Below are 16,737 nucleotides of genomic sequence, written 5' to 3'. Positions count from 1 at the left end.
GACCCTGACCGGGTTACCGCATCTGATCGGCTCGGTGCCACGAGCGCCACAGCGCCGCGTAGGGACCGCCGGCGGCCAGCAGTTCGTCGTGCGTGCCGAGCTCGATGATCCGTCCGTCGTCCATCACGGCGACGCGGTCGGCGTCGTGGGCGGTCTGCAATCGATGGGCGATGGCGATCACGGTACGACCGTGGAGCACGGCCGCCAGCGCCCGTTCCGCGTCCCGGGCCGCGGTCGGGTCGAGCAGCGCCGTCGCCTCGTCCAGGATCACCGTGTGCGGCCCGGCCAGCAGCACCCGGGCCAGCGCGAGCTGCTGCGCCTGAGCGCCGTCGAGCGGGTGGGCGCCGAGGTCCCGGTCCAGGTCGTCGGCCCAGTCGGCACCGACCGTGTCCAGCGCGCGGCGCAGTTCGGTGTCCGGGGCGGCCACCATCAGGTTGTCCCGCACCGACTCGCGGAACACGTGGTGTTCCTGCGTGACCAGGACGACCTGGCCGCGTAGCTGCTCGGGCGGCAGGTCGGCGATCGGCACGCCGCCGACCGTGACCGAGCCGGCGGTGGGCCGGTCGACGCCGGCGAGCAGACGGGCCAGGGTGGATTTCCCGGCGCCGCTGAGGCCGACGACGGCCAGGCGCTCCCCCGGCCGTACCGTCAGATCGACGTCGTGGAGAACGTCGCGGCCGGAGTCGTAGGCGAAGCGGACGCCGCGGACCTCCATCCGATCGTCCACCGGCGGCTCGACCGGCGCGGGCACGTCCCGTTCGATCGCCGCGAGGCCCTCGACGCGGGCGAACGACGCGCTCGCCGACTGCAGCTGCTCGATCCGGATCAGCAGCGTGTCCAGCGGGTTGACCAGCTGGCGCAGGTAGAGCACGGCCGCGCCGACCTCACCCAGCGTCACCCGCCCGTGCATGAAGAGCAGACCGCCGAGCAGCAGGGCGAGCACGACCGGGATCGCGTACGAGGTCTCCACCACCGGGAAGAACACGGTGCGCAGCCCGAGCGTGATCATCCGGGTCCGGCGGGTGTCGGCGATGGCCGCGTGCCCGGCCGCGAGCCGCCGCCCGCCCAGCCCGAACGCCTCGATGGTCCGGGCGCCCGAGGTGGTCGCGGCCAGCTCCTCGGCCAGCCACGAGTTGGCCTCGCCCTCGCGCAGGTAGGCGGCGCGGGCGCGGCGCAGGTACCACCGGGTGACGAACCAGACGCCGGAGAGGCCGAGGACACCGGCGACGCCGAGCAGCGGGTTCAGCACGATCACGGCGACGATGATGAACACCATCTCGACCAGGCCGATCAGGATCCGCGGGAGGACGTCGCGCAGGGTGGTGGCGACCGCGTCGACGTCGGTGGTGCCGCGGGCCGCGATGTCGCCGCTGGGCACGCGTTCGACGACGGCCGCGGGCAGGGCCAGGGCCCGGCGCAGGAACGTCTCGCGGATGCGGGCCGAGGTGCGCTCGCCGAACCGGTAGGCCAGGGCCAGCGCCCACCTGGACAGCAGGCTCTGGGCGATCGCGCAGGCCAGCACGGCCAGGGCCAGCCGGTCGACGGCGGACACGCCACCACCGGCGGCGACCGTGTCGATGACCCGCCCGAGCAGCCAGGGTGCGCCCAGGCCGGCGATCGCGGCGAGCGAGTTCAGCGCGATCATCGCGGCCACCGACCGTTTGTCGGCGCCGATCAGGCGCAGGGTCGCCCGGACCACGAGCCGCTGGTCGGCGACCGGAAGCCGGTTCATGCGTCCTCCCCGAACACGCGGGTGACCAGGGCGCGGTAGCCGGGATCGGACCGCAACAGCTCGCGGTGCGTCCCGCTGGCCGCGACCCGGCCGCCGACCAGGTGGTGCACGACGTCGGCCCGGTCGAGCAGCACCGGCGAGGTGGTCGCCACGACCGTGCCGCGCCCGGTGCGGGCCGCCGCGAGGCGTTCCGCGATCGCCGACTCGGTGTGCGCGTCGACCGCCGACGTCGGCTCGGCCAGCAGCAGCATCTCCGGGTCGGCGTGCAGCGCGCGGGCCAGCCGGACCCGTTGCCGCTGCCCGCCGGAGAGGTTGCGGCCACCCCACTCGACCGGCCGGTCCAGGTCGTCGGCGACGTCGTGGGCGACCGCGGTGTCGATCGCGGCGCGGATCAGATCGTCGTCGGGGTCGCGGCGACCGGCCACGACCTCGCGCAGCGGGCCGGCGAACAGGTCGGCGTCGTTCTCGGCGACCAGGATCCGTTCCCGGATCACGTCCCGCGCGACGTCCCCGATCGGCCGGTCACCCCAGGTCACCGGCCCGGGCTCGGCGTACCGGCCGAGCCGGTCCAGGACCTCGGCGGCGTCGGCCGGGCGGGCGCCGGCCAGCGCGGTCAGCCGGCCGGGCTCGGCGGTCACCCCCGACTCCGGGTCGTGCAGGCGGGACGGGCCGGGTGGGCCGTCCTCGCCGCGCGGATCGTCCAGAGGCAGGTTCAGGAAGCCGGTGACGCGGCGGGCGGCGACCAGCCCGTACGTGATGTCGAACCCGCAGAAGATCAGCACGCTGACCGGGATGACGAGCATCGCGGTGTACCCGTACACCGCGACCAGCTGCCCGGGCGTGATCGTCCCGCCCGCCGCCATCCGCGCGGCCACCCAGATCACGGCGGCCAGGAACACCATCGGCAGCCCGTCGCCGAGCGCGTTGACCCAGCTGGACGGGCGGCCCACCCGATAGCCCTGGTCGCGCAGCCGGTTCGACTCGCGCACGTACCGGTCGAGGTGGACGGCGCTGCCGCCGAGCCCGTTGAGCACGCGCAGCCCGCCGACCACGTCGACCAGCCGGGCGTTGAGCGCGCCCTGCCGCTCCCGGTAGTGCGACCCGGCCCGCTGGGTGCCCTTGAGCAGCGGCCCGACCACCACCCCGAGCACCGGCACACCGATCAGCACGACCAGGGCGAGCTGCGGTGACGTGCGGTGCAGCAGGACGGCGACGACCGCGCAGGCCAGGATCGAGGCGACGCCGACACCGCCGACGTTCATGGCCCGGCCGATCAGCCACACGTCGGAGATGCCGATGGTGACGACCTCACCGGCGGTGATCCGGCGCGGCAGCGCCGCCCCGAGCCGGGTCGCGTGGGTCAGCACCTGGTCGGCGGTGCGCAGGGCGGCGGCGATGCGCAGCTTGGTCATGCTGCGGTGGCGCATGATGCCGAGCCCGGCGCCGGCCAGCCCGCACAGGAGGACGGCCGCGGCCCAGGCGATCAGCGGGCCGGGGCGGCGCGGCGCGATGCCGCGGTCGATGGCCTGCGAGATCAGGTACGGCATGGCGGCCAGGCTGAGGAACCACAGCGACCCGAACAGCGCGCCGAGCGCGACCCGGCCCTTCAGCTGACGCGCCAACCACCACAGGTACTGACCGGGTCCCCGTTCCACACCGGACATCCTGCCGTCCCGGCACACCCACCCGGAACCGATTTATCCGGCTTGCGTCAGTGCCGTCGGACACTCCCGCCGCACCGCGCCGGCGCCGGTCTCAGTCCAGGACGCGGCGCATGCGCAGGCTGCGGATGTGATCGTCCTCCCGGGACAGATCGGCCTGCACCGTCTCCACCGGCTGGAATCCGCGCGCCCGGTAGAACCCGATCCCGGACCCGTCCCCGAGGAACACCGACAGCCACACCTCGGTCCCGCCGGCCTCCCGGATCTGCTCGATCACCCGGTCCAGCAGCAGCGTCCCCAGACCCCGCCCGCGCTCGACCGGCTCCAGGTAGATCAGGTGCAGCTCGCCGACCCCGGCCCCGGTCATCCCGCCGCCGGCCGCGCCGAGCAGCCGCCCGTCCTCCTCGGCCACCTGATAGCCGAACCACTTCGGCGGATTCGCCGGCACCTGCCGCGCGACCCGCGCCGCGCCGAAGTAGATGTCGACGGTCCGATCGATGTAGCCGGCCGGCAGCAACTCGCTGTACGCGGTCCGATACGCCGTGGTGCAGATCTCCGCGATCCGCTCGGCATCGGCGCTGGTCGCGGAACGGGCAACGGCGGTCAACGATGATCGAGGCACCTCGACACCCTAGATCACGACGCGAGGACCTCACGGAGGACGGCGAGCACCCGGTCGACGTCCCCGGCCTGCGTACGCCAGTTGCTGAAGGCGGCCCGCAGGGCCGGGACACCGCCGTGCACGGTCGGCGTCAGGAACCCCTCGCCGGACGCGGCGACCGCCTCCAGCACCACTCGCACGTCACGGTCGGTCGCAAAACACACGACATTGAGACGTACGGGCGAGAGCAGCCTCGCCCCGGGAATCCGCGCGACCTCGTCGCCGAAGCGGTGGGCCAGCGCGATGTCGCGTTCCACGATCTCGCGGTGGCCGGCCGCGCCGTAGGCGGCGAGCGCGAACCAGGCCGGCAGCGCCCGCAGCCGCCGCGAGTTCTCCGGCGTGAGGTGGAACGGGTCGGGGTCCGGGCCGGGCTCGGTGAGGTAGGCGGCCGAGTTCTGGAAGACGCTCACCTGCAGGTCCGGGCGCCGGGTGAACTGGACCGCGGCGTCGTAGGGCACGTTGAGCCACTTGTGCAGGTCGATGCCGATGGAGTCGGCCAGGTCGAGCCCGTCGACCAGGTGCCGGTGCTCGGGGCTGAGCGCGGCGAACCCGCCGAAGGCGGCGTCGACGTGCAGCCAGAAGTCGTGCTCGGCCTTGAGCGCGGCGATCGCGCGGAGGTCGTCGAAATCGACGGTGTTGACCGTGCCGGCGTTGGCGACGACGATCGCCGGCCCGGACACCTGCGACAGCACGGCGTCCAGGGCGACGAGGTCCACGGCCTCACGACCGTCCTGGGTCGTGACCACGCGCAACTGGTCACGACCGATTCCGATCATGGAGAGGGCCTTGTAGACACTGGAGTGCGGCGCGCCCGACAGGACCGGGATGTCACCCAGAGCGGCGACCCCCTGCCGGGCGACACTGACGCCTTTACGCTCGCCGAGCCACTCACGGCCGATCGCCAGGCCGACGGTGTTCGACATCGTCGCGCCGGAGACGAACGTACCGGAGAAATCGTCTTTCAATCCGAAGAGGAAACGCAGCCAGGCGACGGTCTCGCGCTCCAGATCGACCGCCGAGGAGTCCTGCCGGGTGCTCGCATTCTGGTCGAAAGTGCCGGTCAGCCAGTCACCGACCAGGGCCGCGGGCGTCGCGCCGCCGGTGACGAAGCCCAGGTAGCGGGGGCCGGCGCTGCCGGAGAAGCCGGGCGCCCAGCGCTCCCGGAAGATCTCCAGGGCCTTCGCGGCGCCGAGACCGTCGACCGGGAGCGGCGCCGGGACGGCCGGGGGCGGCGGCACCGCGGCCGGGCGGTCGTCGAGACCGGCCAGGATCCCGGCGGCGTAGTCGCGGGCGGCGGTCAGCAGGTCGGGCAGGTCACCGAGGTCAGCGGCGAGGCGAGAGTCCACCAGGGCACGGTAGGCCGGTCGCGGCCGGGCCGTCGCGGTCCACTTCGAGGCGCCTGGCCCTGTCAGTCGTCGTCGCGCTCGCTGATGTCGGGGACGCCGTTCACGCAGGTCAGCTTGACCTTCACCCGGACGTGATTGTCCCGGACACTGCGGAACTCGCCCTCCAGTTGCCGCTTCTCGTGAATCTCGTAGCCCTGCGCCGGCGACATCGTGCTGATCCCGTCGCAGTCGGCGACGACCGTTCCCCCACGGGTCCGGAAGGACTGCTCGTTCACCGTCGCCGCCGGCGTCGAGGGCTCGGGCGATGCCGGCGGCGCCGACGGCGACGGCGGGTCCGACACCCGGGACAGCGCCTGCTCGACGTCGGCCTCGCTCATCACCTCGTTCTCCCCGCCGGCCAGGCCGACCAGGCCGATCCCGACCACCCCGACCAGCACGGCGAGGACCGCCGCGACCAGCCATCCCGCGACGATCACCGCACGCTGCCCCATCCGACTCACCGGGCCACTATGCGCCCGCGCACGCTAAGCCGCCCCCGGGACACGGATAAGGGAGGGTTAAGAACGCCCCGGCCGATGCGCCGAACGGTTAACTTGCAGCCGTGGCGAGACTCCTGTTGATCGAGGACGATCCGGCAATCCGGAACACCCTGCTGCGCGCCCTGCGCGAACGCGGGCACGCGGTCGCCGCGTCGCCCGCCGCGATGGACGGCCTGCAGACCGCGCTGGCCGAGCGACCGGATCTGATCGTCCTGGACCTGGGTCTGCCCGACCTCGACGGGCGGGAACTGCTGCGGATGCTGCGGGCGGTCAGCCGGATCCCGGTGATCATCGCGACCGCCCGGGACGAGGAGATCGAGATGGTCCGGCTCCTGGACGCGGGCGCCGACGACTACGTGGTCAAGCCGTTCACCGCGGCGCAGCTGGACGCGCGGATCCGGGCCGTCCTGCGCCGCGGCGGCCTGGTCGCCGACGACGCCGACCCGGCGCTGGTCGTGGGCGGGCTGCGGATCGACGCCGGCGCCCGCGAGGTGACCCTGGACGGCACGCCGGTCGACCTCACCCCGCGCGAGTTCGACCTGCTGCACCACCTGGCGCTGCGGGCCGGGCAGGTGGTCACGAAACGCGAACTGCTCAGCGAGGTGTGGCAGGTCCCGTACGGCGGAGCCGACAAGACGGTCGACGTGCACCTCTCGTGGTTGCGGCGCAAGCTCGGCGAGACCGCGCAGGAGCCGCGCTACCTGCACACGGTCCGCGGCGTCGGCGTCAAACTGAGCGAGCCGTCATGAGGGCGCGCACGGTTGCCTGTCCTCTCGTTCTTCTGAACGAGCCGTCATGAGGGCGCGGCTCACGCTGCTCGTCGCGGCGACCACGGTGCTCGTCCTGCTGGCCTTCCTCGTGCCGATCGCGCTGCTGCTGCGGCAGGTCGCCCACGACCGGGCGTTGAACCGGGCCAACGCGGTCGTGCAGGCCATCGTGCCGCTCGCCGGCGGTGACGTCGCGGCCCTGCGGCTGGCCGTGCCCGCCGCGGCCGTACCGGTGACGGTGTTTCTTCCCGACGGCACCGCCGTCGGTGCCCCGGCCGCCGAGACCCCGGCGGTCCGGCTCGCGAAGGCCGACGACCGGGCCCTCACCGTCGCCACCGGCGGCGGACGGGAACTGGTCGTCCCGGTCGTCGGCCGGACCGGGACCAGCGTCGTGCGCACCGTGGTCACCGAGGCCGAACTGGCCCGCGGCGTCTCCCGGGCCTGGCTGACCCTGGCCGGGGTCGGCGCCGCCCTGCTCCTGGTCGGCCTGATCGTCGCCGACCGGCTCGCGCGCACCATCGTCGCGCCGATCACCGAGCTCAGCGACGTCTCGCACCGCCTGGCCGGCGCCGAACTGACCGCCCGGGCCGCTCCCGCCGGACCGCCCGAGCTGCGCGAGGTGGCGGGCGCCCTGAACCATCTCGCGGGCCGCATCCAGGACCTGCTGGCCGCCGAACGCGAACGGGTCGCCGACCTCTCGCACCGCCTGCGCACCCCGCTGACCGCGCTGCGCCTGGAGGCCGAGGCGCTGCGCGACCCCGAGGAGTCGGCCCGGGTCGCCTCGGCCGCCGACGGCGTCGCCCGCGCCGTCACGGCGGTGATCCAGCAGGCGCGCCGCGACATGACGGCTGTCCCGGCGACCTGCGACGCCACGGCCGTGGTGGCCGACCGGGTCGCGTTCTGGCGGGTGCTGGCCGAGGACACCGGCCGCGCGGTCACCGAATCCGTCCCGCCCACCCCGCTCCCGGTCGCGGTCGCCGCCGACGACCTCGCGGCGGCGCTGGACGCGCTGCTCGGCAACGTGTTCGCGCACACCCCGGACGGGACCCCGTTCGCGGTCGCCCTGGCCGCCTGCCCGTCCGGCGGCGCGCTGCTCACGGTCGCCGACGAGGGCCCCGGCTTCCCACCCGCGGCCGCCGAACCCGACATCGCCCGGCGCGGAACGTCCGGTGGCGGCTCGACCGGGCTCGGCCTCGACATCGCCCGTCAGGTCGCGTCGTCGTTCACGGTCGGCGCCGGCCCCGGCGGCGGAGCGGTGGTCACCCTGGAGATCTCCTGAGCGCCCTTCCGCTGCCTGGGTCAGTTGTCGTCGGCGGCGGCCACCGCTCCGAGGTAGGTCAGGACGGCGCGCACCCGCCGGTTGGTGTCGTCGTCCGGCAGCAGGTTCAGCTTGGCGAAGATCGACGTCGTGTACTTGCTGATGGCGCCCTCGCTGAGGAACAGCCGGGCCGCGATGGCGGTGTTCGAGATGCCCTCGGCCATCAGCCCGAGCACCTGCCGCTCCCGCTCGGTGAGGACGGCCAGCGGGTCGGCCCGGCGCGGCCGCCCCAGCAGCTTGGCGACCACCGCCGGGTCGAGCGCCGTCCCGCCGTTGGCGACCCGGGTGAGCGCGTCCATGAAGTCGTCGGCGTCCAGCACCCGGTCCTTGAGCTGATATCCGACCCCGCCGTGCTCGTCGGCCAGCAGCTCCCGGGCGTAGAGCTGCTCGACGTGCTGCGAGAGGATCAGCACCGGCAGCCCCGGGATCTCGCGCCGGGCGGCCAGCGCGGCCTGAAGCCCCTCGTCGGAGAACGTGGGCGGCAACCGCACGTCCACAACGGCCACGTCGGGCCGCTCCTCGACCAGGGCTTTCAGGGTGGCCGGCCCGCTGTCGACGGCAGCGACCACCTCGTGCCCGTAGGCCTCCACAAGCCGGACCAGACCGTCCCGGAGCAGGAACAGATCCTCGGCGATCACAACGCGCATGGCACCGACACCGTAGCGCGTGTAGGACCACCGACCGGACTGTGCACCTCGATGCCGCCGCCGAACGCGCCCATCCGCCGCGCGATCCCGGCCAGCCCGGACCCGTCCGGGGTGGCCGGAACACCGCCGACCCCGTCGTCGGTGACGGTCGCGACCAGGGCACTTCCGGTATACGTCAGGTCGACCGTCACGTGCTCGGCGTGCGCATGCTTGGCCACGTTGGCCAGCAGCTCGGCCACGGCGAAGTAGACCGCCGACTCGACCGGCCGTTCCGGGCGGGACGGGACCACGGCGTGCACCTCGACCTCCACCGGAACGTCCAGCGCGAGCGCCCGGACCGCGTCGACCAGCCCGCGCTCGACCAGGACCGGCGGGTTGATGCCCCGGACCAGCGACCGCAACTCCTCCAACGCGGCCCGTGAGGACGCGCGGGCGTCGGCCAGGATCGCCTTGGCCGCGTCCGGGTCGCGGTCCATCATCCGCTCGGCGGCCTGCATGGACATGCCCATCGCGACCAGCCGGGCCTGTGCCCCGTCGTGCAGGCCGCGCTCGATGCGTTCCAGCTCGGCCGCCTGGGTCTGGGTCAGGTCGGCCTGGATCGTCTCCAGTTCCCGCACGCGCCGGCCGAGCCGGGTCCCCGCGCCGGGCCCGAGGAACTCGTCGGCCACCGGCCGGAAGATCCGCCAGGCGAACGGCGCCACGGCCAGGGCCGCCACGACGGTCACGAGCCCGGTCACGGCCCGGCCCTGAGCCGCCAGGCCCAGCCCGCCGATGACGCCGAGCAGTGGCAGCGCCGTCACCGGGAACACGGTCACGCCGGCCACGACCGCCCACAGCCCGTCCCACTTCAGCTGTGGATCGTGGAAGCGCGCGTTCATCCCGGCCCGCCGCCGGGCCTCCCGTTCGGACTTGTGGTACTCCACCCCGTCCCACCAGAACCCGGTCGCCATCCGCGTGACCGGGGCCGGCCCGCGATACTCGACGTCCAGGTCGAGGCCGAGCCATCGTTGCGCCCGCCGCCGCGCGCCCTGCGCGAGTGGCCGGCTGCTCAGCGCGTGGGTCATCCACAGCGCGCCGGCCAGCCACAGCAGAACCGCCCCGGCCTGCCCGAACCCGACCGCGACCCGCCCGATCAGCGGCGCGCCGGGCCCGGGACTCCAGGTCCCGGCGAACCGCACACCGCCCCACGTCACGGCCACCGCGACCAGCGGCAGCACACAGGTCAGCGCGGCCAGCACCGACGATCGGTAGAACCCGGCCCCGATCTCACGCGGCACCCGTATCAGCACTGCCCTCCCCCGTTCTTCCGGCGATACGGAGAAATTACGGCCGAGCGGCGGCCGGCCGACACCAGGCGGGCCCCCGACTTCGGTGGGGATATCCCCACCCGGGCCGTCAGGCGATCGTTCAGCGCACCTCGGAGTGATCCTGACCGGGGCCGCGCTCGGGGTGGCGGCACTCGCGTTGTTCCTCACCCCGATCCGGCAACCCCATGGGCAGCTTGCTCGTTTCCGACGACGTGAGCCTCCCGATCTTGCTGGCCGCCGCGCTGCTCGGGGTTTCCCCGCTGCCGTCCCCGGCCACCTCTGCCCCGTCGCCCGCCCCCGCCGACCACGTCTCGCAGCAGTCCGAAGCCGACTCGGCCGCGGCGCCGGCCGGTCTGCACTGCAGCGGGAACCCGGCGGCCAGTGCCCGCGCCGGCCGCACCCCGGTCCTGCTGATCCACGGCACCACCTCCAACTCGCGGGCGAACTTCTCCTGGAACTGGGACCGCGCGTTCGACGCCGAGGGCCGCGCGCACTGCGACGTCGACCTGCCGGACAGCGGCAACGGCGACATCCAGGTCGCCGCCGGGCACGTCGTGCGCGCCATCCGATTCCTGCACCACGCTTCCGGTACGCGGATCGACCTGCTCGGCCACAGCCAGGGCGGGATGATCGGCCGCTGGGCGATGAAGTACTACCGGGACACCCGCGCGATGGTCGACGACTACGTGTCGCTGGCCGCGTCCAACCACGGCACCCAGGAGTTCGACGTGCAGTGCGCGGCCCAGACGGTGTGCTCGGCGGCGTACTGGCAGCAGCGGGCCGGGTCGGCGTTCCTGACCGCTCTGAATCAGGGCCCGGAGACGTGGCCGGGCGTCAGCTACACGCAGATCTACACGCGGTACGACGAGATCATCCTGCCCTACCAGCGGTCGGCGCTCCCGCCCTCGCCGGCGGTCAGCAACATCGCGGTCCAGGAACTGTGCCCACTGGAGACGGTCGAGCACTTCGGCCTGGCCTACGACAACGCGGCCTGGCTGCTGGGGATGGACGCCCTCCGGCATCCGGGGCCGGCCCGCCTGTCCCGGGTCGGCCGGGCCACCTGCGGATGGCCGTTGATGCCGGCCGTCGACCCGCTGCGGTTCCCCGCGAACTCCGCGGCGGCGCTGGTCCAGAGCGCGCGGTCGATGCTGACGACGCCGCAGCTCAGCGCCGAGCCGCCGCTGCGCCGCTTCTGAGCAGCGGCCGCACCGGAGCGTTAATCGGCTTGACCTCAACCAAGGGTGAGGTGACACGGTTCCGGCATGAGCATGGAGATGGCGGCCTGGAACTCGATGTATCACGCGATGAACCAGCAGGAGGACAAGCGGCCCTTCTCCCTCGCCACCCTGAGACGCATCGCCGTGTTCGCCCGGCCGCACCGACGCGCCTTGACCGGGTTCCTGCTGGTCAGCATCGTGACGGCGGTGCTCGCGGTGGCCAGTCCGGTGCTGGCCGGGCGGGTGGTGGACGCGATCGTGGACCGGGCCGACACCAGGCTGGTGGTGTGGCTGGCGGTGGCGATCGCCGTGGTGGCGCTCGGGGAGTCCGGGCTCGGGCTGGTGCAGCGGTGGTTCTCGTCGCGGATCGGGGAGGGATTGATCCTCGACCTGCGCACCGCGGTCTTCGATCACGTGCAGCGGATGCCCGTCGCGTTCTTCACCCGGACGCGGACCGGCGCGCTGGTCAGCCGGCTCAACAACGACGTGATCGGGGCGCAGCGGGCGTTCAGCGACACGCTGTCGGGGGTGGCCGGGAATCTGGTGACGCTCGTCCTGACGCTGATCGTGATGATCGGCATCTCCTGGCAGATCACGCTGCTGGCGCTGGTGCTCCTGCCGATCTTCGTCTGGCCGGCGCGGCGGATGGGCAGCCGGCTGGCCCAGATGGAGCGGGAGGCGGCCGAGCACAACGCGGCGATGAACACGCAGATGACCGAGCGGTTCTCGGCGCCCGGGGCGACCCTGGTGAAGCTGTACGGGCGGCCGGACGCCGAGTCGGCCGAGTTCGCGGCGCGGGCCCGGCGGGTGCGCGACATCGGGGTGCGCACGGCGATGGCCCAGTGGGTGTTCCTGACCGCGCTGGTCTCGGTGTCCGGGCTGGCGGTGGCCCTGGTCTACGGGCTCGGCGGGTATTACGCGCTGCGCGGCACCCTCGACCCGGGCAACGTGGTGGCGCTGGCGATCCTGCTCACCCGGTTGTACGCGCCGCTGACCTCCCTCGCCAGCGCGCGGGTCGAGGTGATGAGCGCGCTGGTCAGCTTCGAGCGGGTGTTCGAGGTGCTCGACCTGAAGCCGCTGATCGAGGAGAAGCCGGACGCGCGGGAGGTGCCGGACGGGCCGGTGTCGGTGGAGTTCGACGGGGTGCGGTTCGCGTATCCGTCGGCCGACAAGGTGTCGCTGGCCTCGTTGGAGGAGGTGGCGACGCTGGACACCCGCGGCGGCACCGAGGTGCTGCACGACGTGTCGTTCACGGCCGAGCCGGGGCAGATGGTGGCCCTGGTCGGCTCGTCCGGGGCCGGGAAGTCGACGATGGCCGGCCTGCTGCCGCGGCTGTACGACGCCGGGGCCGGGGCGGTGCGCCTGGCCGGGGTGGACGTGCGGGACCTGACCGCGGCCTCGCTGCGGGCCACGCTCGGCCTGGTCACTCAGGACGGTCATCTGTTCCACGACTCGGTGCGGGCGAATCTGCTGCTCGCGCGGCCGGAGGCGACCGAGGCGGAGATCTGGGACGTGCTGGAACGGGCCCACATCGCCGATCTGATGCGGTCGTTGCCGGACGGGTTGGACACGGTGATCGGCGAGCGCGGTTACCGGTTGTCCGGCGGGGAACGGCAGCGGCTGACGATCGCGCGGCTGCTGCTGGCCCGGCCGCGGGTGGTGGTGCTGGACGAGGCGACCGCTCATCTGGACTCGACGTCCGAGCAGGCGGTGCAGGCGGCGCTCGGTGAGGCGCTGGCCGGCCGGACCGCGGTGGTGATCGCCCACCGGTTGTCCACGGTCCGGGCCGCCGACCAGATCCTGGTGATCGAGGAGGGCCGGGTGGTCGAGCGCGGCACCCACGCCACGCTGCTGGAGGCCGGCGGCCGCTACGAGGAGCTCTACCGGACCCAGTTCGCAACGGTCTGACCGCGGAAACCGTCGGGGCGGATGGGCAGCCCGTCGATCACGTGCCGGCGGCCGTCGTGCAACCGGGCCAGGTCCAGGCCGGGCACACGGTCGCCGTGATCGAGTCCGGCCACCCGCGCGGCCAGCGCCCGCGCGTCGACCAGTTCGCCGAAGACTTCCCGCAGCGCCGCCACGTCCTCGTCGGGCACGAACAGCACCCCTTGGGCCCGGCTCGCCTGCAGGACCCGCGCGGCCACCGGATACCGCTCGGCGTGATAGGTGTCGAGCAGTTCGTCCCCGGCCTCCCCGCGGATCACCTCGGCCAGTTTCCAGCCCAGGTTGAACGCGTCCTGCAGCCCGAGGTTGAGCCCCTGCCCACCGGCCGGCGAGTGGATGTGCGCCGCATCCCCGGCCAGGAACACCCGCCCCGTCCGATACCGATCAGCCTGCCGGGTCGTGTCGGTGAACCGGGAGGCCCACCGCACCTCGCCCAGTTCGAGCCCGTCGCGGGCCAGCGCATCGGCCAGTTCGCGGTCCGGGATCGGGTCGTCGCGCCCGGCCGCCATCTGCGCCGGCCCGGCCGCCAGCATCCGGAAAACTCCGTCCCCCAGCGGCAGCACGGTCAGCATCCCGTCGCCCTTCGGCGCCGGCAACTCCCAGTCCTCCGGCCCGCCGGCGGCCAGCGTCACATCCGCCACCAGCGCACACACCCGGGCGTCACGACCTTCAAAGGCAACACCCGATTGCTTTCGTACGGCACTACGCGCCCCGTCGCAACCGACCAGAAAGGACGCCCGCACCCCGTCCACCGTCACCCCGCCGGCGTCCTGCGCGATCGCGCCGACCGCGGCTCCGTAGCGGATCTCGGCGCCGAGCCCGACCGCCCACGAGGCCAGCCGCTCCTCGACCCGGGCCTGCGGGATGCCGATCTGAAAGGGGTAGGGCGTGTCCAGTTCTGAATAGTCGAGCGGGATCCCGGCGAAGTGCCCGCGCGGCAGCAGCACCGGCTTCTGCGCCAGGATGTCGTCGAGCAGTCCCCGCGAGGCCAGCACCTCGGCCGAGCGGGGCTGCAGGTTGAGCGCCTTGGACTGCCCGGTGCGGGCGCTCAGCTTCTCCAGCACCAGCACGCGGGCCCCGCCGAGGGCGAGCTCGCCGGCCAGCATCAGCCCGGTCGGCCCGGCCCCGGCGACGATCACGTCATAGGTCGCCTGCTCCGTCCGTACCCCATCGGTGGTCATGCTCTTAGGTCCTTCTTCTTGGTGTAGTAGAGGTGGAAGACCAGGGTCGGGACGAGGATCACCGGCCAGCTGACGTTGAGCACGGCGGGGGCCAGGTCGAGCGGCAGCAGGTAGGCCGCGGCCAGCGTGACCAGCACGTTGAGCACGCTGGCACACCCCCAGACGAAGGTGAGCAGTCGCAGTGCGCGCCGGAAGTCCCGGTCGGTGTCCCACTTGCTCTCCCAGGCGCGCAGGCCCTCGGGGCCGACCTTGGTCAGCACGAACGCGCGGATCAGGTACATCAGCGCGGGCCGGCCGACCCGGACCGAGGCCAGCAGCCACAGCCCGAGCAGGCCACCGAGCAGACCGCCCCAGGCGTCGCGGATCAGCATGGTGCGCGCGTCGCCGGTCATCGCCGAGACGCCGACGCTGAGCGCGACGATCGAGAGCACGAACAGGGCCAGGAAGTCGATCTTGCGGGAGCGGACGAACCGGGCGATCACCACGACGGCCGGCACGACACCGGAGAGCAGCAGCGACCACCACTGGTCGACGCCGGCCGCGCGCAGGCCGTAGTAGACGACGAGCGGCAGCCCGAAGTCGATGATCATCGGGAGGAGGAGGGCGAACCGGGTGGGGGGTTTCATTGTTACCGCCATGTTCATGAGGGGTCCTTCCGGATGGCTCGGACGAAGAGGGCGACCAGCTCGGCCGCGTAGGCGTGCGGGTCGAGGTCGGGGGTGCTCGCCGCGGCGTCGATCGCCGCGCGCAGGGTGACGGCCATGACGACCGGGTCGAAGACGCGGAACTCGCCGGCCGCCTGACCCTCGCGGAACATCGTGGCCAGCCGGGCGACCGGGTCGTCGGCGCCGGCCGGGGCGACCAGCGGGGTGCCGTCCTCGGCGCGGGCGGCCGCCGCGATCTCGATGACCGCGCGGATGGCGGTCGGGTGCTCGGCGATGAATTCCAGATTCGATTCGATGTACGCGGTGAGCAGCGCGACCCGGCCGTCGGCGACGCGCAGCCGCTTGCCCATGTGCTCGGCCGCCTCGGTGAGGACGGCGGCGACGACGGCCCGGACCAGTTCGGCCTTGTCGTCGAAGTGGTAGGAGATCAGCCGGGTGCTGCTGATCCCGGCCCGCTTGGCGATGCGGGCGAAGGACGCGTTGCCGTAGCCCAGTTCGGCGATCGTGTCGATGGCGGCCGTGACGATCTGCGCCCGTCGCGCGCTCGCCGCCACCGTGTCGTTTACTCGCATGAGTAAATTTTTACTCGCCCGAGTAACAGACGTCAAGCGCCTTCGATGAGCGAGAGCACTGCTCTTGACAGAGAACGGCTGTCCGGTTTCACTGTTAACAGACGAGAGCGGTGCTCTCGGAAATCGAGGAGGACGACATGCGGTACCTGGCCCCCAAGAGCGCCACCAACGCCTTCAACGACTTCGCCAAGTGGCTCACCGCCCACGGCGTCAGCCTGATGGGCAGCCGCGTGCTGGCCGTGCGCGGCCGCAAGAGCGGCGAGGTGCGCACCACGATCGTCAACGTCTTCACCCACGAGGGCGAGCGGTACCTGCTGGCGCCGCGCGGGCACACCCAGTGGGTGCGCAACCTGCGCGCGGCCGGCGAGGGCGAGCTGCGACTGGGCCGGCGCTCGCAGCCCTTCGTGCCGATGGAGATCGCCGACGCCGACAAGCCCGCGCTGATCCGGCTCTACCTGCGCAAGTGGGCCTGGGAGACCGGCGCGTTCTTCGACGGGCTCAAGGCCGACTCGCCGCAGGCCGACATCGAGGCGGCCGCCCCGGGCTTCCCGGTCTTCCGGATCGCCGGCCGCTGAGGACGGTCAGCAGACCGCGCTGTAGCTGCCGTCCGACAGGTACCAGATCACCCCGTGCTGGAAGTGCTGCTGACGACCCCCGTGGGCGGGCGCGTCGGACTCCTCGTCGACCGGGTAGCCGATGCAGCCGGCCTCACCCTCGTTGCCCTGCCACACGTCGAGGATCCGCCCGGCCACCACGTGCGCGCCGGTCTCCTGCGACCAGTAGATGGAACCACCGTCGAACTGCTGCATCCGCCCGCCGCCGTGGGCCCGCTGCTCGATGCCGAGCGGGCAGCCGAGCCGGCCCCGGTCGGTGCCGAGGCTCTCGTACTTGGCCAGGATCCCGCCGTGCACCCGGATCCGGCAGTAGGTCGCGCTCTTGTCCGAGGACTCGCTCTGATCGGCCTGGGCGGCCGCGGATCCGCACACCGCCACCGCGAGTCCGAGCGTGACCGCTGTCAATGCTCCGAGTTTCATCGTCATCCAGAGGGGTTGGCTGGTCAGTACCCGGATATTCGTATCATTCCGGATTTGTCGGGGTGCAACTTTCGCCCCATGATCAGCCGGTCGCGGCCGGGTAGTGACGTTTCGCCCCCGATGCGCAGGCCGGGCCTCGGCCGGTT

General features: G+C 72.9%; 16 protein-coding genes. 5 read left to right on the top strand and 11 right to left on the bottom strand.

Annotated elements, in window-relative coordinates:
• Positions 1 to 13: 13 nt before the first annotated feature.
• From ACSHV8_RS02750 to ACSHV8_RS02730, 5 genes are all read right to left on the bottom strand, one after another.
• Positions 14 to 1,732 (bottom strand): ABC transporter ATP-binding protein, encoded by a 1,719-nt coding sequence (locus ACSHV8_RS02750; RefSeq protein ID WP_436529050.1) that lies wholly within the window; start codon positions 1,730 to 1,732, stop codon positions 14 to 16.
• Complete coding sequence (locus tag ACSHV8_RS02745) at positions 1,729 to 3,279, bottom strand: ABC transporter transmembrane domain-containing protein (RefSeq protein WP_436536679.1); 1,551 nt, start codon at positions 3,277 to 3,279, stop codon at positions 1,729 to 1,731. Before ACSHV8_RS02745 ends, ACSHV8_RS02750 begins: the two co-directional genes overlap by 4 nt.
• A gap of 208 nt (positions 3,280 to 3,487) precedes the next feature.
• Positions 3,488 to 4,015, bottom strand: coding sequence for a GNAT family N-acetyltransferase (locus tag ACSHV8_RS02740; protein WP_436529048.1), 528 nt, complete (start codon positions 4,013 to 4,015; stop codon positions 3,488 to 3,490).
• 14 nt (positions 4,016 to 4,029) lie between these two features.
• The gene (locus ACSHV8_RS02735; RefSeq protein WP_436529046.1) at positions 4,030 to 5,400 is read right to left on the bottom strand and encodes a pyridoxal phosphate-dependent decarboxylase family protein; all 1,371 of its coding nucleotides are present in this window, start codon (positions 5,398 to 5,400) and stop codon (positions 4,030 to 4,032) included.
• A gap of 62 nt (positions 5,401 to 5,462) precedes the next feature.
• Positions 5,463 to 5,891, bottom strand: a complete 429-nt coding sequence (locus ACSHV8_RS02730) for a hypothetical protein (RefSeq protein WP_436536677.1) — start codon at positions 5,889 to 5,891, stop codon at positions 5,463 to 5,465.
• Between the two features lie 110 nt (positions 5,892 to 6,001).
• On the opposite strand from ACSHV8_RS02730, the gene ACSHV8_RS02725 reads away from it, so the two are divergent.
• Both ACSHV8_RS02725 and ACSHV8_RS02720 read left to right on the top strand, forming a co-directional pair.
• Positions 6,002 to 6,688: a response regulator transcription factor gene (locus ACSHV8_RS02725; protein ID WP_436529044.1), complete on the top strand. Its 687-nt coding sequence runs from the start codon at positions 6,002 to 6,004 to the stop codon at positions 6,686 to 6,688.
• A gap of 46 nt (positions 6,689 to 6,734) precedes the next feature.
• The gene (locus ACSHV8_RS02720; RefSeq protein ID WP_436529042.1) at positions 6,735 to 7,985 is read left to right on the top strand and encodes an ATP-binding protein; all 1,251 of its coding nucleotides are present in this window, start codon (positions 6,735 to 6,737) and stop codon (positions 7,983 to 7,985) included.
• A gap of 20 nt (positions 7,986 to 8,005) precedes the next feature.
• Here ACSHV8_RS02720 and ACSHV8_RS02715 read toward each other — a convergent pair whose 3' ends face one another.
• Positions 8,006 to 8,671 carry a response regulator transcription factor gene (locus ACSHV8_RS02715; RefSeq protein WP_436529040.1) on the bottom strand — a complete coding sequence of 222 codons (666 nt, stop codon included), beginning with the start codon at positions 8,669 to 8,671 and terminating at the stop codon, positions 8,006 to 8,008.
• Positions 8,659 to 9,948 carry a sensor histidine kinase gene (locus tag ACSHV8_RS02710; protein WP_436529038.1) on the bottom strand — a complete coding sequence of 430 codons (1,290 nt, stop codon included), beginning with the start codon at positions 9,946 to 9,948 and terminating at the stop codon, positions 8,659 to 8,661. Before ACSHV8_RS02710 ends, ACSHV8_RS02715 begins: the two co-directional genes overlap by 13 nt.
• Positions 9,949 to 10,190: 242 nt before the next feature.
• On the opposite strand from ACSHV8_RS02710, the gene ACSHV8_RS02705 reads away from it, so the two are divergent.
• The gene (locus ACSHV8_RS02705) at positions 10,191 to 11,174 is read left to right on the top strand and encodes an esterase/lipase family protein (protein ID WP_436529036.1); all 984 of its coding nucleotides are present in this window, start codon (positions 10,191 to 10,193) and stop codon (positions 11,172 to 11,174) included.
• 66 nt (positions 11,175 to 11,240) lie between these two features.
• A complete protein-coding gene (locus tag ACSHV8_RS02700; RefSeq protein WP_436529034.1) occupies positions 11,241 to 13,103 on the top strand; it encodes an ABC transporter ATP-binding protein in 1,863 nt (620 codons plus the stop codon).
• Here the strand turns inward: ACSHV8_RS02700 and ACSHV8_RS02695 are convergent.
• The 3 genes from ACSHV8_RS02695 to ACSHV8_RS02685 are packed head-to-tail and all read right to left on the bottom strand — an operon-like array spanning position 13,076 to position 15,557.
• Positions 13,076 to 14,320 carry an FAD-dependent monooxygenase gene (locus ACSHV8_RS02695; protein WP_436529032.1) on the bottom strand — a complete coding sequence of 415 codons (1,245 nt, stop codon included), beginning with the start codon at positions 14,318 to 14,320 and terminating at the stop codon, positions 13,076 to 13,078. The genes ACSHV8_RS02700 and ACSHV8_RS02695 overlap by 28 nt on opposite strands.
• Positions 14,317 to 14,946, bottom strand: a complete 630-nt coding sequence (locus tag ACSHV8_RS02690) for a VC0807 family protein (RefSeq protein ID WP_436529030.1) — start codon at positions 14,944 to 14,946, stop codon at positions 14,317 to 14,319. The genes ACSHV8_RS02695 and ACSHV8_RS02690 overlap by 4 nt, the downstream gene beginning before the upstream one ends.
• A gap of 14 nt (positions 14,947 to 14,960) precedes the next feature.
• Positions 14,961 to 15,557, bottom strand: a complete 597-nt coding sequence (locus ACSHV8_RS02685) for a TetR/AcrR family transcriptional regulator (RefSeq protein ID WP_436529028.1) — start codon at positions 15,555 to 15,557, stop codon at positions 14,961 to 14,963.
• Positions 15,558 to 15,694: 137 nt separating this feature from the next.
• Here ACSHV8_RS02685 and ACSHV8_RS02680 point away from each other — a divergent pair, with 137 nt between their 5' ends.
• Complete coding sequence (locus ACSHV8_RS02680; protein WP_436529026.1) at positions 15,695 to 16,132, top strand: nitroreductase family deazaflavin-dependent oxidoreductase; 438 nt, start codon at positions 15,695 to 15,697, stop codon at positions 16,130 to 16,132.
• A 6-nt stretch (positions 16,133 to 16,138) separates the two neighbouring features.
• Here the strand turns inward: ACSHV8_RS02680 and ACSHV8_RS02675 are convergent, their stop codons facing one another.
• A complete protein-coding gene (locus tag ACSHV8_RS02675; RefSeq protein WP_436529024.1) occupies positions 16,139 to 16,597 on the bottom strand; it encodes an LGFP repeat-containing protein in 459 nt (152 codons plus the stop codon).
• Between the last annotated feature and the right edge of the window lie 140 nt (positions 16,598 to 16,737).

This window comes from Actinoplanes sp. HUAS TT8 (assembly GCF_051380535.1).
GTDB lineage: Bacteria > Actinomycetota > Actinomycetes > Mycobacteriales > Micromonosporaceae > Actinoplanes.
This window is presented reverse-complemented; position numbering and strand designations above follow the sequence as displayed.